Raw genomic sequence first — 26,026 nt, forward strand, 5'->3', positions numbered from 1 at the left:
CATCCGAAGCATTACGTGACTCCGGAACCGCGCCCGGCATTTTTGTGGGGCCGCCTTTGCGTTCACGATCTGGACTCTTACCGGCGGAGTCGCGGTGAGGGTATTGTCTTTTGATTCGCGCGCGACGGGGGTCGCCGCGCGTAGATTCGTGCGGTCTTGGGGCAACTATGTCAGGCGTGATCGTGTCGATGCGTCGGACGCTGTTGTCGTGCACATCGCTGGCGCGCAACGGCTTGGTGGGAGGCGCTCTCGCAGCGCTGCTGCCGGCTGCGCCGGCCAAGGCCGCCGATCTCGTCGACACCCTCTCCATCATGCTGGATTTCAACCGGCAGGAACTCGCGGTGCTCGCCACCGCGCTGGCCTTGCTCGGCTTCTCGGTCATGGCCGCGATCCTGTTGATGCGCACGCGGGTGCGCACGGCAAAGAACGAGGCGCGGCTGCGTGCCCGGATCGGGGAACTGCAACTCCAGGCCGACCGTTTCGGCGCGCTGTTGTTCGCCGAGCCGCAGATCCTGATCTCCTGGCCGGCCGGCGACAATCGCGCGCAGATTTCCGGCGACATCTCCATGGTGCTGCCGCGCGACTCCTCGCCGCAGCGCGTGCTGGCGTTCGGAACCTGGCTGCCGCCGGAACCCGCGCTGCGGATGGACCATGCGGTCGATGCGCTGCGCGATCGCGGCGACGGGTTCCAGCTGACGCTGACCACGGCGTATGGCCACACGCTGGAAGCGATCGGCCGCGCCATCGGCGGCCAGGCCATTGTCCGGATTCGCGAACTCTCAGGACTACGCCGCGATCTGGCCGAGACCAATCTGCGCTACAAGGCGCTCTCCGACGAGACCGAGATGCTGCGCGGCTTTGCCGCCGCCGCACCCTGGCCGATCTGGGCCAAGGGCGAGAACGGCGCGCTGACCTACGCCAACCCGGCCTATGTCCGCGCCACCGAGGCGAACAGCGTCACCGAAGCCCAGGAGCGCAAGCTCGAGCTGCTCGACAGCGCCGACCGCACCGCGATGGAGCGGGGGCTGAAGGACGCGGCCAATTTCAACTCGCGGCTGCCGATCGTGATCGGCGGCGAGCGGCGCATCTACGACGTACGCGCCGTCAATGTTGGCAGCGGCAGCGTCGGCGTTGCCATCGATGCCAGTGAGGCGGATGCGCTGAGCTCGGCGCTGGTACGCATGGCGGAGGCGCACCGCCGCACGCTCGACCAGCTCTCCTCCGGCGTTGCCGTGTTCGACGGCCACCGGCGCCTTGCCTTCTACAACGATTCCTATCGGCGGCTGTGGGACCTCGACCGCAACTTCCTCGACGCCAATCCGGACGATTCCAGCATACTCGACCAGCTCCGCGCCGCGCGCAAATTGCCGGAGCAGCCGGACTTCCGCGCCTGGAAAGCCAAGCTGCACGAAGCTTACCGCGCGGTCGAGACCGCCAAGGACACCTGGTTCCTGCCCGACGGCCGCGCGCTCTCGGTCGTCACCACGCCGAACCCCGAAGGCGGCGTCACTTATCTGTTCGATGACGTCACCGAGAGCCTCGACCTCGCCCGCCGCTTCGACGGCCTGATCCGGGTTCAGCGCGAGACGCTGGACAGCCTCGCCGAGGGCGTTGCGGTGTTCGGCAGCAACGGCAAGGCGCAGCTGTTCAATCCGGCCTTCGTCCGGATGTGGAAGCTGTCGAGCGACGCCATGCGCGACGAGCCGCATATCCAGACGGTGGAAGGCTGGTGCCATCAGCTGTTCGACGACCCCGCAGTCTGGCGCCAGATCCGCGAGGCCATCACCTCGATCGAGAACCGCGCCGACGTGCCGCTGAAGTTGGAGCGCAAGGACGGCAGCGTGCTCGACGGCATGATCCGGCCGCTGCCCGACGGCGCCACCATGCTGACGTTCCAGGACATTACCGATACCGAGAATGTCGAGCGCGCGCTGCGCGAGCGCAACGAGGCGCTGGAGGCCGCCGACCAGATGAAGGTGGATTTCGTCCACCACGTTTCCTACGAGTTGCGCTCGCCGCTCACCACCATCATCGGCTTTGCACATTTCCTCAGCGATCCCTCGACCGGGCCGCTGACGCCGAAGCAGGCCGAATATCTCGACTACGTCACCAAATCGACCAACGCGCTGCTCGCGCTCACCAACAACATCCTGGATCTCGCCACCATCGACGCCGGCGCGATGAAGCTGGAACTCGGGCAAGTCGACGTCAGCAAGGCCATCGAGCTCGCCGCCGAGGGCATCCAGGACCGGCTCGCCACCGACCGCATCCGCCTCAAGGTCGAGATCGCGCCCGATGTCGGCAGCTTCACCGGCGACGAAAAGCGCGTGGTGCAGGTGCTCTATAACCTCCTCGCCAACGCCGTCGGGTTTTCTCCACAGGATTCCACCGTCGGGATCAGCGCGCGCCGCACCGAACGCAGCGTGGTCTTCACCGTGACAGATTCGGGACCTGGAATACCCGCCGACATGAGGGACAAGGTGTTCAACTGGTTCGAAAGCCGCTCGCAGGGCTCGCGTCACCGCGGCGCCGGGCTCGGCCTGTCGCTGGTGCGCTCCTTCGTCGAGCTGCATGGCGGCAAGGTGCGGGTGGATTCGATCGTCGGCCGGGGCACGGTCGTGATCTGCGACTTCCCGACCGACCAGGCGGCGCATCGCGACGCCGCCGAATGACCGTACCCGTCACATTCTCCGTCGCGCTTCACAACGAGACGGCCACCGCGCAGCTGATGGCCGACCTTGCGTTGCTGGTCGGTCCCGGTGACGTCATCACCCTCACCGGCGATCTCGGCGCCGGCAAGACCGCGGCGGCGCGCAGCCTGATCCGCTACCTCGCCGGCGACGAGGCGCTGGAAGTTCCGAGCCCGACCTTCACGCTGGTGCAGGGCTACGAGCTGCCGCCCTTCCCGGTGCTGCATGCCGATCTCTACCGCGTCGAGGACGAGGGCGAACTCGAGGAGATCGGGCTGTCGCCGCTGCCCGATGCCACGCTGGTGCTGATCGAATGGCCGGAGCGCGCTCCGTCGGCGATGCCTGAAGACCGTATCGACATCGCACTGACGCACCGGCCGGCGCTGGGCTCGAACGCACGTGCCGCCGACATCACCGGCCATGGCAAGGGCGCCGCGCAAGTCGCGCGGCTGAAGGCGCTGCGCGAATTCCTCGACGCATCCGGTTACATCGATGCGACGCGACGGCGTATGAATGGCGACGCCTCGACGCGCTCCTATGCGCGGCTGCTGCGCGACGATGAGATCGTCATCCTCATGAACTTCCCGCAACGGCCCGATGGTGCGGCGCTGTACAACGGAAAATCCTACAGCGCCGCGGTGCATCTTGCCGAGAACATCAGGCCTTTCGTTGCCATGGACGCAGGCTTGCGCGTGGTGGGGATCTCGGCGCCCGCGATCCACCATTACGATCTCGACCACGGCTTCCTGATCTCAGAGGATTTCGGCAGTGAAGGCGTGGTCGAAGGTGATCCGCCGCGCCCGATCGCCGAACGTTACGAAGCTGCGACCGACGTGCTGGCCGTGCTGCACAGAAGGACATTGCCGCAGACGCTGCAGCTGCCGGATCAGACCTACACCATTCCTGCCTTCGACACCGAGGCGCTACTGATCGAGATCGGGTTGATGCCGGAATGGTATCTGCCCGATCGCAACGCACCGCTGAGCGATGAGAAGCACGCAGAGTTCTTCGCGATGTGGCGCGAGTTGCTGAAAAAGCCGTTGGCCGGGCCGAAGACGTGGGTCATCCGCGATTATCACTCGCCGAACTTGATCTGGCTCGCTGACCGCGACGCCATCAAACGCGTCGGCGTGATCGACTTCCAGGACGCCGTGCTCGGGCCGCACTCTTATGACGTGGTGTCGCTGCTGCAGGATGCGCGTGTCGACGTCCCTGAAACCCTCGAGCTGGCGCTGCTGTCGAGCTACATCAAGACGCGCCGCGTAAGCGATGCGAGCTTCGATGCAGCCGGTTTCGCCGAGAGCTACGCTATCATGTCGGCGCAGCGGAACACGCGCCTGCTCGGCACCTTCGCCCGCCTCAATCGCCGCGACGGCAAGCCGCATTATCTGCGCCATCAGCCGCGGATCTGGACCTATCTCCAGCGCTCGCTGGCGCATCCCACGCTCAGCCATTTGCGCGATTGGTATCTCGCCAACGTCCCGCCGCCCGAAGAACCATAGCAGCGGCGTCTCAAGCCTGATTTGGGCCCGATTTACCGGCTGTTAGCCAAGACTCGCTATTCTGACGGCGAGGCAGCCGGATAATTACGGGGCTGGAGCGGAGTAGATGGCGGTAAGGACGGACCAGCGCGGCAACAGCCGGATTGTTTTCGAACGCGGGATACCGGCCCAGATGATGGGAATCGACGGCACCTGGCGGCGCGACTGCGCCATGGAGGACGTCTCCGAGAGCGGCGCCAAGCTGACCATCGACGGCTCAGTGGAAGGCCTGCATTTGAAGGAATTCTTTCTCCTGCTGTCGTCCACCGGGCTCGCCTACCGGCGTTGCGAACTGGCCTGGGTCAATGGCGACCAGATCGGCGTCAATTTCCTCAAGGTTGGCGACAAGAAGAAAAAGGCACGTTCCACAGCCGTTGGGGCGTGACGGCCACACCCGTCGTACAACCGTCACGGCGGGTGGTTAAGGCGGTTGAGACGCGGTGCGGCTGATGAAGTCCCGTGCTAGGATTTGCTGCGAACGCGAAAGGTCTGAGAAAGCAAAGGATGTCCGTCAAACCGACCAAAGCCATGGTGCTCGCCGCAGGGTTCGGCCTGCGCATGCGCCCCCTGACGGACAGGATGCCGAAGCCGATGGTGCCGGTCGCCGGCCAGCCGCTGCTCGACCACGTGCTCGACAAGCTCGGCCACGCCGGCGTGACCGAAGCAGTGGTCAACGTCCACTACCTGCCGGACCAGATCATCAACCACGTCGCATCGCGCCAGCTTCCGCGCGTGACCATCTCGGACGAACGCGACCAGGTGCTCGGCACCGGCGGCGGCGTGGTCAAGGCGCTGCCGCTGCTCGGCGACGCGCCGTTCTTCCACGTCAATTCCGACACGCTGTGGATCGACGGCGTGCGCTCGAACCTGACGCGGCTCGCAGAGAATTTCGACCCGGCGCGCATGGATATCCTGCTGCTGATGGCGCCGACCGCAACCAGCATCGGCTATAGCGGCCGCGGCGATTACGGCATGCTGCCCGACGGCGCCTTGCGCAAGCGCAAGGAGAAGGAGGTCGTCCCGTTCGTCTATGCCGGCGCCGCGATCATGTCGCCGTCGATCTTTGCGGGCGCGCCCAAGGGCGAATTCTCGCTGACCAAGATGTTCGACCGCGCCAACGAGCAGGAGCGGCTGTTCGGCCTGCGCCTCGACGGCGTCTGGATGCATGTCGGCACGCCTGATGCCGTGCACGCCGCGGAAGAGGCGTTCCTGGAGAGCGTGGCGTAAGGCCGCTCTTGTGTCCCGGACGCGGTGCGGCACAAAGTGCCGCTCCGCAGAGCCGGGACCCAGCCCATCCTCACTTGCGGAATGACGTAATCTGGGCCCCGGCCCAGCAGCGCATCACTACGTGCTGCGCTGCGTCCGGGGCACGAGACGTGATGCCCGCGAACAGCGGGGATGACTCACTCCCGCCCATGACCATTCGGCTTCGCCTCCCTATATTGCCCTGATTCCCGAATCAGGCAGCTCATGCGCGTTTTCAGCGTTCCCATCTCAGTTCCGTTCCTGCGCACGGTCGTCTCGGCCCTGCTCGACGGCCGGCTGGTCGAGGGATTCGAGGCGCGCAGGGAACCGGCGCGGCTGGCCGACGCCACGCTGTATCTGCCGACCAGGCGCGCGATGCGCGTCGTGCGCGAGATCTTCCTCGACGAGATGAAATCGGACGCTGTCGTGCTGCCGCGCATCGTCGCACTCGGCGACATCGACGAGGACGAGCTCGCTTTCACTGAGGAGAGCGAACAGTTTTCCGGCGCAACGCCGCTCGACATTCCGCCGCGGCTGGGCGAGCTCGAACGGCGGCTGACGCTGGCGCAGCTCGTCGCCGCCTGGGCCAAGGGCCCGGTGCTGGCGCCGCTCGTGGTCGGCGGCCCCGCATCGACGCTGGCGCTGGCTTCCGATCTCGCGCGCCTGATCGACGACATGGTGACGCGCGGCGTCGACTGGAGCGCCCTTGATGGGCTCGTGCCTGACAACCTCGACCGCTACTGGCAGCACTCGCTCGAATTCCTGCGCATCGCCCGCATCGCCTGGCCCAATCATCTCGCTGAGATCAACCGCATCGAGCCGGCCGCGCGGCGCGATCTCCTCATCGCAGCCGAAGCTAGGCGGCTGACCGCGGATCCGCACGGCCCCGTCATCGCGACCGGCTCGACCGGCTCGATGCCAGCGACCGCAAAATTCCTGCGCGCGGTCGCCGCGCTGCCGCATGGCGCGGTGGTGCTGCCGGGCCTCGACACCGATCTCGACGACGACGCCTGGCGCAGCATCGGCGGCGTGCGCGATTCGCTCGGCAAGTTCGCGGAGCATCCGGCCTCGAACCATCCGCAATACGCCATGCACGCGCTGCTGCAACGCTTCGGCATCAAGCGCAGCGATGTCGAGATTCTTCAGCCGCCGGCGGAAGGCGGTCGGGACCTGCTGGCGTCCGAATCGATGCGGCCATCCGCCAAGACCGAAGTCTGGCACGACCGGCTGAAGCAGCCAGACGTCGCCGCGAAGATCGCGGGCGGCATGAAGAACCTCGCGGTGGTCGAGGCGCCCAATCCCGAGATGGAAGCGCTCGCCATCGCCATCGCGATGCGCGAGGCCAGGCACATCGACAAATCCGCGGCTCTGGTCACGCCCGACCGCGCGCTGGCGCGGCGGGTGATGGCGGCGCTGACCCGATGGGATCTCGCCTTCGACGATTCCGGCGGCGACGTGCTGATGGAAACCTCCGCTGGCGTCTTTGCACGCCTTGCAGCCGAGGCGGCGACCAAGGGCCTGGAGCCGCCGACGCTGCTGGCGATGCTGAAGCATCCGCTGTGCCGGCTCGGCCGCGCGGCGGGCGGGTGGAAGATGGCAATCGAGGGCCTGGAGCTGGCGGTGCTGCGGGGCACACGGCCGCCTGCGGGCACCGCGGGCCTCCTGCGCGAATTCAACCGCTTTCGCGAGGAGCTGGCAAAGCTGTGGCGCGGCGAGATCTCCGCGCTCCACAAAGCCGAGCCGCGCGCGCGTCTCAAGGCCGAGGATATCGATCGCATCCAAGCTCTGATCGATGCCCTGCAAAAGGCATTGGCGCCGATCGAGCGCCTGCCGCCGTCGAAGCCATATGACTTCGCCGAGCTCGCGCATCGGCATCGCGAGATCATGATCGAGCTGTCGCGCGACGAGCAGGGCATCCCGCTCGCCTTCGAGGAGCGCGATGGTCTTTCGCTCGCCGGCGCGTTCGACGACCTGCTGCGCGGTGGCACGACCAGCGGACTGATGGTGCCGCTGCCTGATTACCCCGACGTCTACCAGACGGCGTTCGGCGATCGTGCGGTGCGGCGGCGCGACAGGCCGGGCGCGCGGCTGCAGATCTACGGTCCGCTGGAATCGCGCCTGATGCAGGCCGATCGCATCATCGTGGGCGGCCTGATCGAAGGCGTCTGGCCGCCGGCGCCGCGCATCGATCCCTGGCTCAGCCGGCCGATGCGGCACGAGCTCGGTCTCGATCTGCCGGAGCGCCGCATCGGCCTTTCCGCCCATGACTTCGCGCAGCTGCTCGGCGGGGATGAAGTGATCCTCACGCATTCCGCGAAGGCCGGCGGCGCGCCAGCCGTCGCTTCGCGCTTCCTGCATCGGTTGGAGGCGGTGGCAGGCGACGAGCTCTGGAAGACGGCCATTCGCGCCGGCGAGAAATATGTGCAGTTCGCGGCTGCACTGGACCAGCCCGACGAGGTCAGGCCGATCAAGCAGCCGGAGCCGCGCCCGCCGCGTGCGACGCGGCCTCTAAAGATGTCCGTGACCGCGATCGAGGACTGGCTGCGCGATCCCTACACGATCTATGCCAGGTACATTCTGCGGCTCGATGCGCTCGATCCCGTCGACATGCCGCTATCGGCCGCAGACCGCGGCTCGGCGATTCACGAAGCGATCGGCGAATTCACTGAAAGCTATGCGACGCGTCTGCCTGACGATCCCGCGCGCGTGCTGCGCGCGATCGGCGAGAAGCATTTCGCGCCGCTGATGGAACGACCCGAGGCGCGGGCGCTGTGGTGGCCACGCTTCCAGCGCATCGCGCGCTGGTTCGGCGAATGGGAGACGGCGCGTCGCGACGCAATCGAGGCGATCGTCGCGGAGACCCATGGCGAGATCTCGATCATGCTCGATCATCAGCGCAGCTTTAAGCTCTCGGCCCGCGCCGACCGCATCGAGCGGCGCCAGGGCGGCGGCTATGCCATCCTCGACTACAAGACCGGCCAGCCGCCAAGCGACAAGCAGGTCCGCATGGGATTGTCCCCGCAGCTCACGCTAGAAGCAGCGATCCTGCGTGAAGGCGGTTTTAGTGACATCGACGCCGGTTCTTCGGTGAGCCAGCTCGTCTATGTCCGCCTGAGCGGCAACAATCCGGCGGGAGAAGAGCATGTCCTCCAGCTCAAGATAAATAAGGGCGACGAGCCGATTCCGCCGGACACCACAGCCGCCGACGCAAGAGCCAAGCTGGAGGCGCTGATCCGCGCCTTCGACGACGAGAACCAGGCTTATACCTCGCTGAACCTGCCGATGTGGGCGAACCGCTACGGCACCTATGACGATCTCGCCCGGATCAAGGAATGGTCCGCGGCCGGCGGTTTGGGGATCGAGGAATGGTGAAGCTGCCGCGCCCGATCCCCGACGAGGTGCGCGCGCGGCAGGCGCGTGCGTCGGATCCGACCGCGTCGGCCTTCGTGTCGGCCAATGCCGGCTCCGGCAAGACCCATGTGCTGGTGCAGCGGGTGATCCGCCTGCTCCTGTCGGGCGTGCCGCCGGAGAAGATCCTCTGCATCACCTTCACCAAGGCCGCTGCCGCCAACATGGCCGAGCGCGTGTTCACCACGCTCGGGCATTGGGTAACGCTGGATGATGCCGGGCTGGACGCCGCGATCCGCGCCGTCGGCATCCCGCATCCTGATCGAAAATTGCGGCGCGAAGCGCGAAAACTGTTCGCCTGCGCGCTGGAGACGCCCGGCGGGCTGAAGGTGCAGACCATCCACGCGCTGTGCACGCGCCTGCTTCAGCAGTTTCCATTCGAGGCCAATGTGCCCGCGCGCTTCTCGGTCATCGACGAGCGCGACCAGACCGACATGATGGAGCGCGCCAATCTGAAGGTGCTGCTGGAAGCCGCGCGAGATCCCGACAGCGTCACCGGCCGCGCGCTGCTGACGGCGATGGCGAACGCCGCCGATGTCACCTTCAAGGAGGTCGTGCGGGAAGCGTGTCTCAGCCGCGATCATTTCATGGCTTGGACCGATGAGGCCGGCAACGCGGAGGCCGCGGCGGCCCAGATGGCCGCGGTACTGGGCGTCGGCGCGAGCGATCGCATCGAGGACGTCGAGACGGAGATCCTTGATGGACCGTTCCTGCCACGATCGCGCTGGGACGAGATAGCCCTTGTGCTTGACAACGGGAACAAGACCGAAAAGGCCCATTCCGATTGCTTGCGAAGTGCGAAAGGCTCCTCGGGAAGTGAACAAGTCGATATCTATCTCGGAGTGTTCCTGACCGATGATAAGAAGCAACCGCGCAAGGCGCTATTTACCAAGCAGTTTTGCAAGGACCATCCATCCGTCGCTGATCTTCTGGAGAGAGAGGCGCAGCGTCTCGAGGCTCTGATAGATAAGCGCCGTGCGGTGATCGTACGCGACCGAACCGCCGCCCTGCTGCACATCGCGACCGCAGCTGCCGCAAATTACCGCCGCGAGAAGCAGGAGCGCGGCCTGCTCGACTATGACGACCTCATCGACAAGACGCTGGCGATGCTGGATCGCGTCGCCTCGGGCTGGGTGCATTACAAGCTCGATCGCGGCGTCGACCACGTGTTGATCGACGAGGCGCAGGACACCAGCCCGCGGCAATGGGACATCGTCGCGCACATCATCTCCGAGTTCACCGCAGGCGAAGGTGCGCGCGAGGGGCTGAACCGCACGGTCTTTGCTGTCGGCGACGAGAAGCAGTCGATCTTCTCGTTCCAGGGCGCGGCTCCGCATGAATTCGATGCGCGCCGGCGCGAGTTGCACCGCAAGTTCACGGCCGCCGGGCTGAAGTTCGATCCGGTCGCCTTCACCTATTCGTTCCGCTCGGGCGCCGCGATCCTGCATTCGGTCGATCACGTCTTCCGCGATCCCGCGATCTACAAGAGCATCCATTCGGTCGAGATCGGCCATCCCCTGCACAATGCGCTCGCCGATGCCGGGCCGAGCGTGATCGAGCTGTGGGATCTCGCGGAGGCCGACGATCGGCAGGACATCGAGGGCTGGCGCGCGCCGTTCGATGGCGTCGCCGTCACCAGCCCCGAGGTCAAGCTTGCCCGACGCATCCAGGCCGAGATCAAGCGGCTGGTCGAGAGCGGCACGCTGACCGGGCACGAAGGCGAGCGTCGTCCCCTGCGCTATGGCGACATGCTGATCCTGGTGCGCCGGCGCGGCAACGCGTTCGACGCCGTGATCCAGGCGCTGAAGCACGCCGGCATTCCGGTCGCCGGTGCCGACCGGCTCAAGCTCACCGAGCATATCGCGATTATCGACCTGATGAACCTTGCGGACGCGCTGCTGCTGCCGCAGGACGATCTTGCGCTTGCGGTGGCACTGAAGAGCCCGCTGTTCGGGCTCGACGACGACGATTTGTTTCAGCTTGCCCATGATCGCAAGGGGTCGCTACGCCGCTCGCTCGGCGAGCATGCAGTCGGAAGCGAGAAGTTCACGACAGCGTTGCAGCGCCTGGAGACCTGCGAGATCCGCGCCCGCGAGGAGACACCGTTCGCCTTCTACGCCTGGCTGCTAGGGGGCGACGGCGACCGTGCCCGCATCCTGCGCCGTCTCGGTCACGAGGCCAATGACGCGCTCGACGAATTTCTGGAGCTTGCGCTGAACTACGAGCGCAAGGCGCCGGCCTCGCTGCAGGGTTTTATGGCCTGGTTGCGCTCGGCCGACACCGAGGTGAAGCGCGACATGGAGATCTCGCGCGATGAGGTGCGGGTGATGACCGTGCACGGCGCCAAGGGCCTGGAGGCCTCGGTCGTGTTCATGGTCGACACCACGTCGTCGCCCGCAGACTCGCAGCGGCTGCGGCTGATCCATGTGCCGCGCGGCAATGGCGGCGAGGTCGTGGTCTGGGCCGGGCGCAAGGCGGATGATCCCAAGCCCGTCGCCGAGGCACGCAAGGTGATGCTCGAGGAGACCGAGGACGAGTATCGCCGCCTGCTCTACGTCGCGATGACGCGCGCGGCCGACCGGCTGATCGTCGGCGGCTGCATGCCCGGCAACATGAAGACGGTGCGCAAGCTGAGCTGGTACGACCTCGTCGATACCGGGCTCGCCGGCTCGGGCCTCGACAAGCAGGTGATCGAGACGCCGCTCGGCAAGGTGACCCGATTCGCCCGGCCGGAGGATGTCGCGGCGCTCGGCACGCCCGCGACGTCAGTGCACCAGACCATCGCGCTGCCGGATTGGCTGCGGACACCGGCTCCGCGCGAGACCAGTGATAACGATCCCGTGCGTCCCTCGGGCCAGTCTGCCGAGGAGGGCCGCAGCATACGGTCAGGCGAATCAATCCGGTCGCGCGCGCTGGCGCTGCAACGCGGCACGCTGGTGCACCGTCTGCTGCAATCCCTGCCCGACATCGCCAGCGAGCGCCGGCGCGAGGCCGCGCTCGGCTTCATGGCGCGCAACGCCTCTGACTGGCCGGAGGCCGACCGCACCGCACTGGCCGACAAGGTACTCGCCTTGATCAACGAACCGCGTTTCGCCCCGGTCTTTGCCGCCGGCAGCCGGGCGGAGGCTTCGATCGTCGGCCGGCTGGAGCGGCCGGGCCGCACCCCGGCCTTGGTGTCGGGGCAGATCGACCGGCTGGTCGTTCGTCCCGAAGAGGTCCTGATCGTCGATTTCAAGACCAACCAGACGGCTCCCAAAAGCGCGGCTGAGGCGCCCGCCGCCTATGTCCGGCAGCTTGCGCTGTACCGGGCGGTGCTGGCGCGGCTTTATCCCCAAAAGCCGATCAGGACCGTCCTGCTCTGGACCGAGGCCCTTGAATATATGGAGATTTCGGCCCCCGCGCTGGACGCGGCGCTGGCATCCCTTCATCTCGGTGTGAGCGTCCTTGACCCGGCAAGGAGCCGTTCATAGGTTCACCCCATGATCCCGGGCGCGATTCCAGGTCGCGCCGATTCTCTTTCAACCGAGTGAGGTACTCCCAATGGCCGTTAGCAAGGTTTCCGACGCCGATTTCGAAGCCGAAGTGCTCAAGGCGAACGGCCCCGTGGTCGTCGATTTCTGGGCCGAATGGTGCGGCCCCTGCCGCATGATCGCGCCCGCCCTCGACGAGATCGCCGGTGCGATGGGCGACAAGGTCAAGATCGTCAAGCTCAACGTCGACGAGAGCCCGAAGACCGCGTCGAAGTACGGCGTGATGTCGATCCCGACCCTGATGATCTTCAAGGGCGGCGAGATGGCCTCGCGCCAGGTCGGCGCGGCGCCGAAGGCGAAGCTGCAGCAGTGGATCACGTCGGCGGTCTGATCTGCGCTGCATCCATTTATTTTCGACAACGGCCGGCGAAAGCCGGCCGTTTTGCGTTGATGGGACGTGTTCAGCGTATGACGAGTCCCGCCCTTGCCAGCCCCTCCCGCGAAACGCGCCCGAAGATCGAGCCCTCTCGTCGCGATGGAGGCGCGTTCGGTCGACGAGATCCCGCGCGGCAAGGAATGGCAATATGAACCCAAGTGGGACGGCTTCCGCTGTCTGCTGTCGCGCGACGGCAGCAGCGTCGACCTGCGCTCCAAATCCGGCGAGGATCTCGCGCGCTATTTTCCCGAGATCGTCGCCGCTGCGCTGAAGTTGAAAGCTGATCGCTTCACGCTCGACGGCGAGATTGTGGTGCCGCACGGCAGGAGCTTTTCCTTCGACGCGCTGCTGCAACGCATTCATCCGGCGGCGAGCCGCGTGAAGAAGCTCTCGGTGGAGACACCGGCGCTCTATCTTGTTTTCGATCTGCTCGCGACGTCCCGGGAGAAAGATCTGGCCGAGAAGACGCTGCGCGAGCGCCGGCCGGCGCTGGATGCGTTCGCGAAAGCCAACCTCAAGGGCAGCATCTTCCGTCTTTCACCGACAACGGCCAGCTACGCGACCGCCGAGAAATGGCTGGCGCAATCCGGCGGCGGCTCGGACGGCGTCATCGCCAAGCGCATCGACCTGCCCTACCAGGCGGGAAATCGCGACGGCATGCAGAAGATCAAGAAATTCCGCAGCGCCGATTGCGTGGTCGGCGGCTTCCGCTACGCCACCAACAAGATCGCCGGCCGGAAAGTCGTCGGCTCGCTGCTGCTCGGGCTCTATAACGACAAGGGTCTGCTGCATCATGTCGGCTTCACCTCGGCGATCAAGGCGGAGGAGAAGCCAGCCTTGACCGATCGGCTCGAAGCATTGATTGGCGAGCCCGGCTTCACCGGCAACGCGCCGGGCGGGCCGAGCCGCTGGTCGACCGAGCGCTCGGCGAAATGGTGTCCGCTCAAGCCGAGGCTGGTGATCGAGGTCTGCTACGACCACTTTAGCGGCGAGCGCTTCCGGCACGGCACCTCGATCCTGCGCTGGCGTCCGGACAAGGCACCGCGGCAATGCCGCTTCGAGCAGTTGAAGCAGAAGGCGGCCGATCCGATGAAGCTGCTGAAGTGACGCGCGCTCGTGCCCCGGACGCAGCGCAGCGCTTCTTCAGCGTTGCGCTGCAGAGCCGGGGCCCAGGTGACGGCATTCTGGGTCCCGGCTCTGCGGCTCGCTGCGCGATGCGCCTTGTCCGGGACACGAGAGGTTCTACTTGATCCACCCCGTGGCAAGCGCGTTCGCCAGCTCCGCCTGACCGTTGCGGCGCGCAAGCTCCGCCATCGCGTCGTGATCATACGCGACATGACGGAACGTCACCTGCCAGGCACCATCGACGCGTTCGAGGACCGCATAACGCGCGTGCGGCGTGCCGGCTTCGACGACATGCGGGAATGGATGCTTGTCCCGGAAGCCGGGACTGCCGACGCTGCCGGGATTGACGATCAGCCGGCCGTCACGCAGGCGCACGGCGCGGGCGAGGTGGGTGTGGGCGCAGAGGATCAGCGGTTGAGCGATGCCTTGCGCAAATTGCTCGATCCGGTCCAGCGGCGACAGCGCCACCGCGCCGTCGGGATGCACGGTATCGAGCCAGTACACCTCGTCACTGCCGGGTGTTGCGTGACAGAGGAAGACCTCGTCACGGAAGACGCGCGTCATCGGTTGCGCGCGCAGCCAGTCGAGTTGCGCGAGGTCGAGCTGCGCGTAAGCCGGACGATCCCACGAGCCCATTTTCTCCGGCGGACGGTCGAGCAAATAGCGGTCGTGATTGCCGAGCACGTGGACGGCATCGAGCGACATCAAGATCTCGATCGTTCGGCGCGCATCGAGCGGGCCACTCAGCATGTCGCCGAGATTGACGATGTCGACGATGCCCTGCGCGCGGATATCGGCGAGCACAGCTTCCAGCGCGAGGTAGTTTCCGTGGATGTCGGCAATCGCAGCAAAGCGCATTGGCATTCTCGCTTTCGTGCCTCGGACGCAGCGCAGCGCGTCTTCCGCGGTGCGCTTGTCCGGGACACGAGACTATGCAGGAGGCGTGCCGTTGATCGCCAGCACGTGGCCGGCGAGATACAGCGAGCCGGTGATCAGGATGCGCGGCGGCAGCTCGTAGGCGAGCTGAGCAAGCGCACGCAGGGCGGCTTCGACGCCGGGTGCGGGCTCGACGCGCATGCCGAGGCTGCGCGCGGCATCGGCGAGGCGATCGACCGGCATCGCGTTCTCGGTGTCTGGAATTGGCACTGCGATGATGTGACGGGTGAGGCCAGCGAAATTGGCGAGAAAACCCTGCGCGTCCTTGTTGGCCATCATGCCGGTGATGACCACCAGCGGCCGCGACACCCGCTCTTCGAGATCGCCGAGCGCGGCGGCCGCAACGCGGCCACCCTCGGCATTGTGGCCGCCGTCGAGCCAGATCTCCGAGCCTTTCGGCCCCCAGGACAGCAGCTCACCCGAGGTGAGGCGCTGCATCCGCGCCGGCCATTCGGCGCCGACAATGCCCGCCTCGAACGCGGCGTGAGGGATCTTGAAGGTCGGAATCGCGCGCAACGTGGCGATCGCGAGCCCGGCGTTGGCGAATTGATGGCGGCCGAACAGACGCGGCGCTGGCAGATCCATCAAGCCGCGATCGTCGGAATAGACCAGACGCCCGCGCTCGACATTGACGTGCCAGCTCTCGTTTGCGGCAAACAGCGGCGCACGCATGCGCCTCGCCTGCGCTTCGATCGCGCCCATTGCCTCCGGCATTTGCTCGGCGCAGATCACGGGCACGCCGCGCTTGATGATCGCGGCCTTCTCGCCGGCAATCGACGCCAACGTCTCGCCGAGAAAATCCATGTGATCCATGCTGACCGGCGTGATCACGCAGGCCGCCGGCGCATCGATCACGTTGGTCGAATCGAGCCGGCCGCCGAGGCCGACTTCGAGCAGCACGACCTCAGCCGGATTCTGCGCGAACAGATGAAACGCCGCGGCGGTCTTCAGCTCGAACAATGTCGCGGCCTCGCCGGCATTAACGCGCTCGACCTCCTCCAGCGCGGCGCACAATTCGTCGTCGCCGACGAGCATGCCGCCACCGACGCGACCAAGGCGAAAACATTCGTTGATGCGGACCAGATAGGGCGAGGTGTAGGTGTGCACGCGCAGGCCGGCGGCTTCCAGCGTCGCGCGCAGATAAGCAACCGTCGAGCCCTTGCCGTTGGTGCCGGCGATGTGGATCACCGGCGGCAGCTTGCGTTCGGGGTGACCGAGCCGTTCGAGCAGACGGTGCATCCGCTCGAGCCCGAGATCGATGCGTTTCTGGTGCAGGGCCGACAGCCGCCCGATCAATTCGCCGAGCGGGGTCTTTGCAGTGTCAGGGGACGCGTTCACGCGTGCGGCGCGGCCGGCGCCGTCTCGGCGGCCGATACGATCTGCGCCGGGCTCGTCACCGGCAGCGCCGGCTTCGAAGCGCCTTCCTGCGCCGGCGCCTTGGTCAGCAGGCGGCAGAGCCGCGCCAGCGTCGGACGCAGCTCATGCCGGTGCACGACCATGTCGACCATGCCGTGCTCCTTGAGGTACTCGGCGCGCTGGAAGCCCTCGGGCAGTTTCTCGCGGATGGTCTGCTCGATCACGCGCGCGCCGGCGAAGCCGATCAGCGCGCCCGGCTCGGCGATCTGGACGTCGCCGAGCATCGCGTAGGACGCAGTGACGCCGCCGGTGGTCGGATTGGTCAGCACGACGATGTAGGGCAGCTTGGCCTCGCGCAACATCTGCACCGCCACGGTGGTGCGCGGCATCTGCATCAGCGACAGGATGCCCTCCTGCATGCGCGCGCCGCCCGAGGCGGCGAACACGATGAACGGCGACTTCTTCTCGACCGCGAGCTCCATGCCGCGCACGATGGCTTCGCCCGCGGCCATGCCGAGCGAGCCACCCATGAAGTCGAAATCCTGCACGGCGACGACGACGGCGGAGCCTTCGAGCTTGCCGTAGCCGACCTTGACCGCGTCGTTCAGATTGGTCCGCGCCCGCGCATCCTTGATGCGGTCGACGTATTTCTTCTCGTCACGGAACTTGAGCGGGTCAGGCGTGACCTCGGGCAGCGCGACGTCGAACCATGTCTCGTTGTCGAAGATCGACTTCAACCGCGCCACCGCGCCCATGCGCATGTGGTAGTTCGAGCCGGGAATGACGAACTGGTTGGCCTCGACGTCCTTGTAGAACACGAGCTGTCCGGAATCCGGGCACTTGATCCAAAGATTCTCCGGCGTCTCCCGCCGCAACATGTTGCGGATCTTCGGCCGGACCACATTGGTAAGCCAGTTCATGGTTTGCTCCGATGTGCGATCCCGCTGGGAATCGCCTGAAGGATATATGGCGGCCGGACACCTGCCCGGCAAGCCGCCGTGTCGCCCGTCCCAAAAGCGGAATTATGGCCTATTCCGCCGCCTGCTGTGCGCCCTTGACGCCCTGGGCGAGGGCGGCCGTCAATTCGGCGACGGCGTTAACGGTTTTGGCGGTCGCCCGCCCCTCGGCATCGAGGCTGTTCTTGAGCGCATCGACCAGCGCGGTGCCGACCACCGAACCATCGGCCTTCTCGGCAATGGCGCGCGCCGCCTCCGGCGTGCGGATGCCGAAACCAACGCAGATCGGCAGCTTGGTATGCCGCTTGATGCGCGCGACAGCTTCGCCAACGGCATTGGCGTCCGCCGCCGCTGCGCCGGTAATGCCGGCAATAGAGACGTAATAGACAAAGCCTGATGTGTTCGCGAGCACCGCGGGCAGGCGCTTGTCGTCGGTGGTCGGGGTCGCGAGGCGAATGAAGTTCAGGCCCGCCTTCAGCGCGGGCAGGCAGAGCTCGTCGTCTTCCTCAGGCGGCAAATCGACGATGATCAGGCCGTCAACGCCGGCCGTCTTGGCATCCGCCAAAAACTTGTCGACGCCGTAGATGTAGATCGGATTGTAATAGCCCATCAGTACTAGCGGCGTGACGTTGTCGTCGTTGCGGAAGTCGCGCACCAGCTCCAGCGTCTTCTTCAAGGTCATGCCGATCTTGAGCGCACGCAGGCCTGCAGCCTGAATCGAGGGACCATCCGCCATCGGATCGGTGAAGGGAATGCCGAGCTCGATGACGTCGGCGCCGGACTTGGGCAGCGCCTTGACGATCTCGAGCGAGGTCGTGAGATCGGGATCGCCGGCCATTACATAGGTGACAAAGGCAGCGCGGCCCTGCTTTTTCAGCTCGGCAAACCGGGTGTCGATACGCGTGGTCACTTCTTGCCCCTCAGGATGTCGCCGACCTGCGGAACGTCCTTGTCGCCGCGGCCGGAGAGGTTGACGACCATCAGGTGGTCTTTCGGCCGCTTCGGCGCGAGCTCCATCACCTTGGCGATGGCGTGCGCGGGCTCGAGCGCGGGGATGATACCTTCGAGCTTCGACAGCAGCTGGAATGCGGCGAGGGCCTCGTCGTCGGTCGCGGAGAGATAGTTCACGCGACCGACCTCGTGCAGCCAGGAATGCTCGGGGCCGATGCCGGGATAATCGAGGCCGGCCGAGATCGAATGCGCGTCCTGAATCTGGCCGTCGGCGTCCATCAGGAGATAGGTGCGGTTGCCATGCAGCACGCCGGGACGGCCGCCTGCGATCGAGGCGGCATGAAGCTGCGTGAGGCCATGGCCAGCAGCTTCGACGCCAAAGATCTCGACGGAGGGATCATCCAGGAACGGATGGAACAGGCCCATTGCGTTGGAGCCGCCGCCGATGCAGGCGACCAGCGAATCCGGCAGGCGGCCCTCGACCTCCTGCATCTGCGCCTTGGTCTCGTTGCCGATGATCGACTGGAAGTCGCGCACCAGCGTCGGATAAGGATGCGGGCCCGCCACCGTGCCGATGCAATAGAACGTGTTGTGCACGTTGGTGACCCAGTCGCGCAGCGCCTCGTTCATGGCGTCCTTCAGCGTGCGCGTGCCCGACTGCACCGGAAACACCTTGGCGCCCAGCATCTCCATGCGGATGACGTTGGGCTGCTGCCGCTCGACATCAACGGCGCCCATATAGACCACGCATTCCAGGCCAAAGCGCGCACATAGCGTCGCGGTGGCGACGCCGTGCTGGCCCGCGCCGGTCTCGGCGATGATGCGCTTCTTGCCCATGCGCCGTGCCAGCATGATCTGGCCGAGCACGTTGTTCACCTTGTGTGAGCCGGTGTGGTTGAGCTCCTCGCGCTTCAGGTAGATTTTTGCGCCGCCGAGATGTGAGGTGAGGCGTTCGGCGAAATAAAGCGGCGAGGGCCGGCCGACATAGTTCTTGAGATAGCCGTTCATCTCGGCCTGGAAGGCCGGATCGGCCTTGGCCGCGGTGTAAGCCTCCTCCAGATCGAGGATCAGCGGCATCAGGGTTTCGGCGACGAAGCGGCCGCCGAAAATGCCGAAATGGCCGCGCTCGTCGGGGCCGCTGCGATAGGAATTGGGTTTGGCGATGTTCATCGGACGCTCAACTCTCTGACGCTCAACTCTTGGGTGGCGCGCGCGGCGCGGATGAAGGCCTTGATCATTTCGGGATTCTTGAAGCCCGGGACGCTCTCGACACCCGAGGACACATCGACACCGCCGGCGCGTGTGACGCGGAGGGCTTCGGCCAGGTTATCGGCGTGCAACCCACCCGAGACCATGTAGGGCAGCTTCAGATCGAGATTTTCCAGCAGGTGCCAGTCGAACGGTTCCCCTAAGCCGCCGGGCCGCGTCGCGTCCTTCGGCGCACGCGCATCGAACAGGATGCGGTCGGCGACCGCGGCGTAGCCGGGCAGCACGGCGAGATCGGCTGCTGTTGCAACCGGCACCGCCTTCATCACCGGGCGGCCAAAGCGTTGCTTGATGTCGCGCAGCCGCGCCACGCTCTCCTTGCCATGGAGCTGCAGCATGTCCGGCGACAGCGCGTCCATGATGTTGTCGAGCGTGGCATCGTCCGCGTCGACGGTGAGCGCGACCTTGAGCGCGCGCTGCTTCACCTGACTGCCGAGGTTACGGCCGAGCTCCAGGGAGAGATGCCGCGGCGACGGCGGAAAGAACACGAACCCCACCATGTCGGCACCCGCCTCGAGCGCCGTTTCGAGCGTCTCGGGCGTGGACAGGCCGCAGATCTTGACGAGCAGGGACATGGTCTCAAAGCAAATGGAGGCCGCAAGCCGGCCGGAAAGCAGGGTTTTTCGGTCGGGGCCGCTTCTACAACGTCGCGCGCTGCTTGTCTCGCCCGATGGGCCCGTACAGGCCCACACCGGAGGGAACGGGAAGGCGCTGGGACTCGGGTTTCGCTGCGGTCGCCTGGGCGCGCAGATCGGCCAGTTCGGCCCTGGCAGCCCGGGCCTCCGCATCGTTCCGGCGCGCCGCGCGCCGCCAGCGCCGCTGGCCGAACCAGACGGCACAGCCGCCTGCGAAGACCCCGAGGGCCGCCACCAGGATCAGCAGCAGGAACAGCGGCAACGTCAACGACAGTGACGGGTCGTCGGAAATGAAGGGGTCGAAGGATACCGTGACGAAATGCCGGTTGGCGACGGCAAACGCCACCAGGATCAGGCCCAGCGGAATCACGATCAGCGCGGTCAGGAACTTTCGCATCTCGTTTCGCTCGCCTTGAATCAAGCTTGCGACCGCGTCATGCGCGACCGCGAAAAACCCTGATGCCAGCCCTAGAGCATGATCCGGAAAGGTGTGCAGCGGTTTTCCGAAAAGATCATGCTCAAACAATAACCCAAAGCGCGATCACATCGCGCTTTAGTCTGCCGCGCCGGGATCGGGATGGTCGCGGTTCAGCCGCTCGCGCATTTCCTTGCCGGTCTTGAAGAACGGAACGCTCTTCTGATCGACGGGCACGTGGGCGCCGGTGCGTGGATTGCGCCCTGCGCGCGCAGGGCGGTGCTTGACCGAGAAGGCACCGAAGCCGCGCAGCTCGACGCGATCGCCGCGTGCAAGCGCCGCTACGATCTCTTCGAGAATCGCATTCACAATGTTCTCGACATCCCGCTGGTACAGATGCGGGTTGTGCTCGGCGATACGCTGAACAAGTTCGGATTTGATCATCGAGAGATAGGACCCGGAAGCGTGCGGATGACCATTTCCGTGAAAATACCGTGATCTGTCAAGACGCTAAATCAAGGTTGAGCGTCGTGAAAATGCGTGACAAATGCCGAAAAAGCGGGCTGCGCCGGCACGCGCCGGACGGGAAAAACCTTCGAAACTCGCCCGTCTCCGGTCAGTTTGACGCAGCCGGCTGCCACAAGGCCAGCATTCCATCCATTCCGAGCCGATCGACCGCCTGCGCGACGCCGGTTTGCCCGATCTGATGCGCAATTGCGCCCAAACCGAGCGCTTCCAACGTGACGGCGGCGGCGGTCTTGAGGAACGGCAGGTCGCCGAAGCGCGGCTGGAGCTTGTAATCGCGCACGGGAAGCCCCTTCTTGACACCCTTCTGCTCGACCAGCCAGGTCACCGCCGTCTTCTCGTCGCCGATCTGGTCGATCAGCTTGAGATCGATCGCCTGGCGCCCGGTGAAGACGCGGCCATCGGCGACTTTTTCGAGCTGCGTGTCATCCATGCCACGCCGCTCCTTCACCATTCCCTTGAACCAGGCATAGGAATCCTTCACCAGCGCATCGAGCGCGGCGCGCGCTTCGGGGCTGGTTGGCTCGAAACCATTGGGCGCAGCCTTCAGCGGCGAGGATTTCACCTCCTCGACCCTGACGCCGATAGTCTTCAAGAGCTCGGTGACGTTGGGATACTGGAACAGCACGCCGATCGAGCCGACCAGCGAGCTCTGCTGGGCGACAATGTGATCGCTTGCGATCGCCGTGATGTAGCCGCCGGAGGCAGCAAGACCCTCGACCACGACGACGAGCGGCTTCTTCGCCTTCAGCCGGACGAGCGAATCGTAGAGCTGCTCGGAGCCGGCGGTGGTGCCGCCCGGCGAGTTGATATGAACGATGACGGCGGCGGCCTGCGAATTCTCGAGCCGCTCCAGTGCCTGCGTGCGATCGGAATCGCTGCGGATCAATCCCTCGATATGAACGCGCGCGATCGAGCCGGCGGATGCGAAGGTGCCGCGTGCTCCGGGCGTCGCAATCAGCGCGAAGCTCGCAATCGCCGCGATCGCGATCAGCGCGGCCATCACACGCCAGAACGTCAGCTTGCGGCGAATCCTGCGGCGATCGACGATGATGTCCGAATCGAGCGACATCGGAGTATCTCCAAATGAAAGGCTGGGCGCGTTGTGCCGTCACAGCGTGACCATTGGCTTATCTGGATACACCAATTGCGGCGCAATTTGAAGAAATGAAGGTTGGGCTTGGTGGAGGCCGGACGCTGCCACACACTCAGGTGTCGTCCCCGCAGCGGGGACCCATGACCCCAGGGGTTGTCGCGCGAGACTGGCAACTCCGAAGTCTCCGCCAAACCGCTGCCTGTGGTTATGGGTCCCTGATCTGCGCTCCGCTCTGGACAACGCTGCGCGTCGTCCAGAGCTGCGCTTGTCAGGGACGACAGCGGAGTATGAGGCGCCAAACAAAAAAGCCCCGGCTCGCGCCGGGGCCTTGATGCAGCGAAAAAATGCGTTTCGCTTACTTGTTGTCGCGGTTCTTCAGCGCGGTGCCCAGGATGTCGCCGAGCGTCGCACCCGAATCGGAGGAGCCGTACTGCGCGATGGCTTCCTTCTCTTCGGCAACTTCGAGCGCCTTGATCGACACCTGGACCTTGCGGGCCTTCTTGTCGAACTGGATCACACGGGCATCGACCTTCTCGCCGACGGCGAAGCGTTCGGCGCGCTGGTCGTTGCGGTCACGGGCGAGCTCGGAGCGCTTGATGAAGGTGGTGAAGTCGGTACCGGCGATCTTCACCTCGATACCGCTCTCCTTCACTTCGAGCACTTCGCAGGTCACGACCGCGCCCTTCTTGACATCGCCCGGCTCGGCGAAGGGGTCGCCTTCGAGCTGCTTGATGCCAAGCGAGATGCGCTCCTTCTCGACGTCCACATCGAGCACCACGGCCTTCACCATGTCGCCCTTCTTGTAGTTGTCGATCACCTGCTCGCCCGGAAGCTTCCAGTCGAGGTCGGAAAGGTGGACCATGCCGTCGACGTCGCCTTCGAGACCCAGGAACAGACCGAACTCGGTCTTGTTCTTGACCTCGCCCTCGACCACCGAACCGGTCGGGTGACCTTCGACGAAGACCTCCCAGGGGTTGCGCATGGTCTGCTTGAGGCCGAGCGAGATGCGGCGCTTGACGGAATCGACTTCCAGCACCTGCACGTCGACTTCCTGCGAGGTCGACACGATCTTGCCGGGGTGCATGTTCTTCTTGGTCCACGACATCTCGGAGACGTGGATCAGGCCTTCGATGCCCGGCTCGAGCTCGACGAATGCACCGTAGTCGGTGATGTTGGTGACGCGGCCGGTGAAGCGGGCACCCAGCGGGTACTTGGCTTCGATGCCCTGCCACGGATCGTCCAGCAGCTGCTTCATGCCCAGCGAGATGCGGTGCGTCTCGTGGTTGATCTTGATGATCTTGACCTTCACGGTCTGGCCGATCGAGAGCACCTCGGTCGGGTGGTTGACGCGGCGCCACGCAATGTCGGTGACGTGCAAGAGGCCGTCGATGCCGCCGAGGTCAACGAACGCACCGTAATCGGTGATGTTCTTGACCACGCCGTCGATGACCTGACCCTCTTCGAGGTTCTGCACCAGCTCCTGGCGCTGCTCGGCGCGGGTCTCTTCCAGCACGGTGCGGCGCGACACCACGATGTTGCCGCGACGGCGGTCCATCTTGAGGATCTGGAACGGCTGCGAGTTGTTCATCAGCGGCGCAACGTCGCGGATCGGACGGATGTCGACCTGCGAGCGCGGCAGGAAGGCCACGGCACCGTCGAGGTCGACGGTGAAGCCGCCCTTGACCTGGTTGAAGATGACGCCGTTGACCTTCTCGTTGTTCTGGAAGGCCTTCTCGAGCTTGCCCCAGCTCTCTTCGCGGCGCGCCTTGTCGCGCGACAGCACGGCTTCGCCGAGGGCGTTTTCGATGCGATCGAGGAACACTTCCACCTCGTCGCCGACCTTGAGGTCGCTGTCACGGCCGGGGCCGGAAAATTCGCGCAGGGCAACGCGGCCCTCGGTCTTCAGGCCGACGTCGATGACGGCCATGTCCTTTTCAATTGCAACCACCTTGCCCTTGACGACGGAGCTTTCCTGCAGGTTGCCGCCTGCGAAGGACTCGTCGAGCATCGCGGCGAAATCGTCGCGCGAAGGGCTGTAGGTATCAGCAGAAATCGAAGCCATTTGTTCTCCAGTTGCGGATGTCTTGCCGGCCGTTGGGTTCATGGGCGCATCGCACACGCAGTGTCGGAAGGTCCGCAAAACCTTCGAGCGACCGCTCGTTGCTCCGGCCCGAAGGCGGAACAGCGGAAGCGGGCCGGCTGAGGCCCGCGCGTTCGATACGTGGAAATCTTATGTCCGGAGCCTGGATCGCGCCGGCCCCGAAACAAGGGGGCCGAAGGTATCGACATCAAAGCGGCGGGAGCGGGCGCTTCCTCCAATGACGGCTGCGGCTTAACCCCGCGACCGGCCCGCTCGGACGGCCTCGATAATGTCGATGGCGGCCCGGACGCCGCCTTCTATATCGAGTTGGGAGTTATCTAGCAAGTAAGCATCCGGGGCCGGTTTTAAAGGCGCAATCGGCCGGTTCTTGTCGCGTTCGTCGCGCTGGATGATGTCGGCGAGCACGGCCGCCTCGTCGGCCTCCTCGCCTCTCGCCCTGGCCTCCATGGTCCGACGATGGGCGCGGACCTTGGGGTCGGCAACCACGAAGATTTTGACGTCGGCATGGGGGCAGATCACGGTTCCAATATCCCGGCCGTCGAGCACGGCGCCGGGCGGATCGGCGGCGAATTGCCGCTGGAAATTGACCAGGGCTTCGCGGACTCCCGGGATTGCCGAGACGATGGAGGCCCCCTCGCCGACCGTCTGTGTCTTTAGGACGGGATTGCCGAATTTTTCGGGATCGAGCTCCAGCGCCGCCGCGACAGCAGCCGCCTCGTCCCGGAGATCATGGCCGGACTGCATGAGGGCATAGGCCACCGCGCGATAGATCACGCCGGTATCAAGATGACGATAGCCGTAATGGTGGGCGAGACGCTTGCCGAGCGTGCCCTTGCCCGAGGCCGCGGGCCCGTCGATGGCGATGATCATGTTACTCAAACCTTGGCTGTCTGTGGCCCGCGCGCTCGTCGCAATGGCCGCTCTTCCGTAAAAATGTTGCGAGACGCGAACTCCGCGGGGCTCGCAAAAGTGAGATATTCGCGCATCGCGTCGGACGGCGATGACGTCGTGAACCATGGCTCGGCAAGGCGCCGCGCCGGATCGCAGACCCACGCTGGCACCCGACCAAGACGACGTTGCTTGGCCAGATACTCGGCGATCGCACCGACCAGAGCGTCGAGCCGATCGTCCTGCGTCAGCGCCGGCTCATCCTCGATCGTCTCGTATTGAGCGCGGGCGGTCCCTGCCAGATCGAACGTGTCCACGAATTCGGCCAGGACCGCGTCCCGCGGCGCGCCGGCCCGAATGCGATCGACAGCTTCAGCGAGGGTATTCGGGCGCATCCGCTCCTCCCCCGAGATCCATGTTCTTCAGCAAGAAGCGTTGCTTCTCCGAGGATGCCGCGCTGACGGGAAAATACCGGCCAAGCAGAGCGATGGCTTCCTCTACGGTCGAGATTCCAACCACTTTCATCAAGTTCAAAATATCCAGCCGTTCCGTCTCCCCGCGAACGGGATCCGTAATGCGGAACGCCTTCAATTTCAGTGCCAGAAGATATTCAGCGGACGGCACCCAAACCTCGAGCCCCGGCGGCGTGCCATCGCGCGGGAAGGTCCCAAATTCCAGATGATCCGCGGCGCGGTCGGCGAGTGGACTGAGATGAAATACGACATGGCCGTTGAACCAGTCGGCACCCCATCCATTCCTTGCGGCAATATCGGCCGTCGTTCTTTCCAGCCAATCCGGCAGCGGGCGCTCGAGCTTCGAGACGTCGACATCTTCGGTCGCGAAGCGGAAATTGCTGGCCAGCATGAGGGCCGAGCCGCCATAGACCGCGATCTGAAGCTTTGTTCCGGCGTCGGCCGCAGCACGGCCGATCGAATCGAAAGCCTCCAGCAAGGCGTCGCGGTCGAAGGCTGCGCTCATCGCCACGG

At 65.4% G+C, this 26,026-nt stretch carries 21 protein-coding genes; 8 read left to right on the plus strand and 13 right to left on the minus strand.

Annotation, left to right across the window (positions count from 1 at the left end):
* The first annotated feature begins 167 nt into the window (after positions 1–167).
* From ACVIIV_RS06995 to ACVIIV_RS07030, 8 genes are all read left to right on the plus strand, one after another.
* On the plus strand, positions 168–2,672 hold the full coding sequence (locus ACVIIV_RS06995; protein ID WP_456743548.1) for an ATP-binding protein: 2,505 nt from the start codon (positions 168–170) through the stop codon (positions 2,670–2,672).
* Positions 2,669–4,192 carry a tRNA (adenosine(37)-N6)-threonylcarbamoyltransferase complex ATPase subunit type 1 TsaE gene (gene tsaE, locus ACVIIV_RS07000; protein WP_456743549.1) on the plus strand — a complete coding sequence of 508 codons (1,524 nt, stop codon included), beginning with the start codon at positions 2,669–2,671 and terminating at the stop codon, positions 4,190–4,192. The genes ACVIIV_RS06995 and tsaE overlap by 4 nt, the downstream gene beginning before the upstream one ends.
* Positions 4,193–4,298: 106 nt before the next feature.
* On the plus strand, positions 4,299–4,616 hold the full coding sequence (locus ACVIIV_RS07005) for a PilZ domain-containing protein (RefSeq protein ID WP_456743550.1): 318 nt from the start codon (positions 4,299–4,301) through the stop codon (positions 4,614–4,616).
* A 119-nt stretch (positions 4,617–4,735) separates the two neighbouring features.
* Positions 4,736–5,458: a nucleotidyltransferase family protein gene (locus ACVIIV_RS07010; RefSeq protein WP_456743551.1), complete on the plus strand. Its 723-nt coding sequence runs from the start codon at positions 4,736–4,738 to the stop codon at positions 5,456–5,458.
* A 243-nt stretch (positions 5,459–5,701) separates the two neighbouring features.
* Positions 5,702–8,848: a double-strand break repair protein AddB gene (gene addB / locus ACVIIV_RS07015; protein WP_456743552.1), complete on the plus strand. Its 3,147-nt coding sequence runs from the start codon at positions 5,702–5,704 to the stop codon at positions 8,846–8,848.
* A complete protein-coding gene (gene addA, locus ACVIIV_RS07020; RefSeq protein WP_456743553.1) occupies positions 8,842–12,354 on the plus strand; it encodes a double-strand break repair helicase AddA in 3,513 nt (1,170 codons plus the stop codon). Before addB ends, addA begins: the two co-directional genes overlap by 7 nt.
* 70 nt (positions 12,355–12,424) lie before the next feature.
* On the plus strand, positions 12,425–12,745 hold the full coding sequence (gene trxA / locus ACVIIV_RS07025) for a thioredoxin (RefSeq protein WP_008540017.1): 321 nt from the start codon (positions 12,425–12,427) through the stop codon (positions 12,743–12,745).
* 93 nt (positions 12,746–12,838) lie between these two features.
* On the plus strand, positions 12,839–13,897 hold the full coding sequence (locus ACVIIV_RS07030; protein ID WP_456743554.1) for an ATP-dependent DNA ligase: 1,059 nt from the start codon (positions 12,839–12,841) through the stop codon (positions 13,895–13,897).
* A 135-nt stretch (positions 13,898–14,032) separates the two neighbouring features.
* Here ACVIIV_RS07030 and ACVIIV_RS07035 read toward each other — a convergent pair whose 3' ends face one another.
* From ACVIIV_RS07035 to ACVIIV_RS07095, 13 genes are all read right to left on the minus strand, one after another.
* Positions 14,033–14,773, minus strand: a complete 741-nt coding sequence (locus ACVIIV_RS07035) for a metallophosphoesterase family protein (protein WP_456743555.1) — start codon at positions 14,771–14,773, stop codon at positions 14,033–14,035.
* Positions 14,774–14,845: 72 nt separating this feature from the next.
* Entirely contained in the window at positions 14,846–16,189 is a 1,344-nt protein-coding gene (locus ACVIIV_RS07040) for a bifunctional folylpolyglutamate synthase/dihydrofolate synthase (RefSeq protein ID WP_456743556.1), read from the minus strand.
* Positions 16,186–17,127 carry an acetyl-CoA carboxylase, carboxyltransferase subunit beta gene (accD, locus tag ACVIIV_RS07045; protein ID WP_456743557.1) on the minus strand — a complete coding sequence of 314 codons (942 nt, stop codon included), beginning with the start codon at positions 17,125–17,127 and terminating at the stop codon, positions 16,186–16,188. Before accD ends, ACVIIV_RS07040 begins: the two co-directional genes overlap by 4 nt.
* A 109-nt stretch (positions 17,128–17,236) precedes the next feature.
* On the minus strand, positions 17,237–18,073 hold the full coding sequence (gene trpA, locus ACVIIV_RS07050; RefSeq protein WP_456743558.1) for a tryptophan synthase subunit alpha: 837 nt from the start codon (positions 18,071–18,073) through the stop codon (positions 17,237–17,239).
* Positions 18,070–19,284 (minus strand): tryptophan synthase subunit beta, encoded by a 1,215-nt coding sequence (gene trpB, locus ACVIIV_RS07055; RefSeq protein WP_456743559.1) that lies wholly within the window; start codon positions 19,282–19,284, stop codon positions 18,070–18,072. Before trpB ends, trpA begins: the two co-directional genes overlap by 4 nt.
* Positions 19,281–19,955, minus strand: coding sequence for a phosphoribosylanthranilate isomerase (locus ACVIIV_RS07060; protein ID WP_456743560.1), 675 nt, complete (start codon positions 19,953–19,955; stop codon positions 19,281–19,283). Before ACVIIV_RS07060 ends, trpB begins: the two co-directional genes overlap by 4 nt.
* Positions 19,956–20,019: 64 nt before the next feature.
* Positions 20,020–20,412: a lipopolysaccharide assembly protein LapA domain-containing protein gene (locus ACVIIV_RS07065; protein WP_456743561.1), complete on the minus strand. Its 393-nt coding sequence runs from the start codon at positions 20,410–20,412 to the stop codon at positions 20,020–20,022.
* A gap of 156 nt (positions 20,413–20,568) precedes the next feature.
* A complete protein-coding gene (locus tag ACVIIV_RS07070) occupies positions 20,569–20,874 on the minus strand; it encodes an integration host factor subunit beta (RefSeq protein ID WP_008539997.1) in 306 nt (101 codons plus the stop codon).
* Positions 20,875–21,046: 172 nt separating this feature from the next.
* Positions 21,047–22,027 carry a signal peptide peptidase SppA gene (sppA, locus tag ACVIIV_RS07075; protein ID WP_456743562.1) on the minus strand — a complete coding sequence of 327 codons (981 nt, stop codon included), beginning with the start codon at positions 22,025–22,027 and terminating at the stop codon, positions 21,047–21,049.
* Positions 22,028–22,406: 379 nt separating this feature from the next.
* Positions 22,407–24,113: a 30S ribosomal protein S1 gene (rpsA, locus tag ACVIIV_RS07080; RefSeq protein WP_456743563.1), complete on the minus strand. Its 1,707-nt coding sequence runs from the start codon at positions 24,111–24,113 to the stop codon at positions 22,407–22,409.
* Between the two features lie 270 nt (positions 24,114–24,383).
* A complete protein-coding gene (cmk, locus tag ACVIIV_RS07085) occupies positions 24,384–25,022 on the minus strand; it encodes a (d)CMP kinase (RefSeq protein WP_456743564.1) in 639 nt (212 codons plus the stop codon).
* Between the two features lie 5 nt (positions 25,023–25,027).
* Positions 25,028–25,435, minus strand: a complete 408-nt coding sequence (locus tag ACVIIV_RS07090) for a hypothetical protein (protein ID WP_212372840.1) — start codon at positions 25,433–25,435, stop codon at positions 25,028–25,030.
* Positions 25,413–26,018, minus strand: coding sequence for a hypothetical protein (locus ACVIIV_RS07095; protein WP_456743565.1), 606 nt, complete (start codon positions 26,016–26,018; stop codon positions 25,413–25,415). The genes ACVIIV_RS07090 and ACVIIV_RS07095 overlap by 23 nt, the downstream gene beginning before the upstream one ends.
* Between the last annotated feature and the right edge of the window lie 8 nt (positions 26,019–26,026).

It is taken from the genome of Bradyrhizobium sp. USDA 4354 (assembly GCF_054060315.1).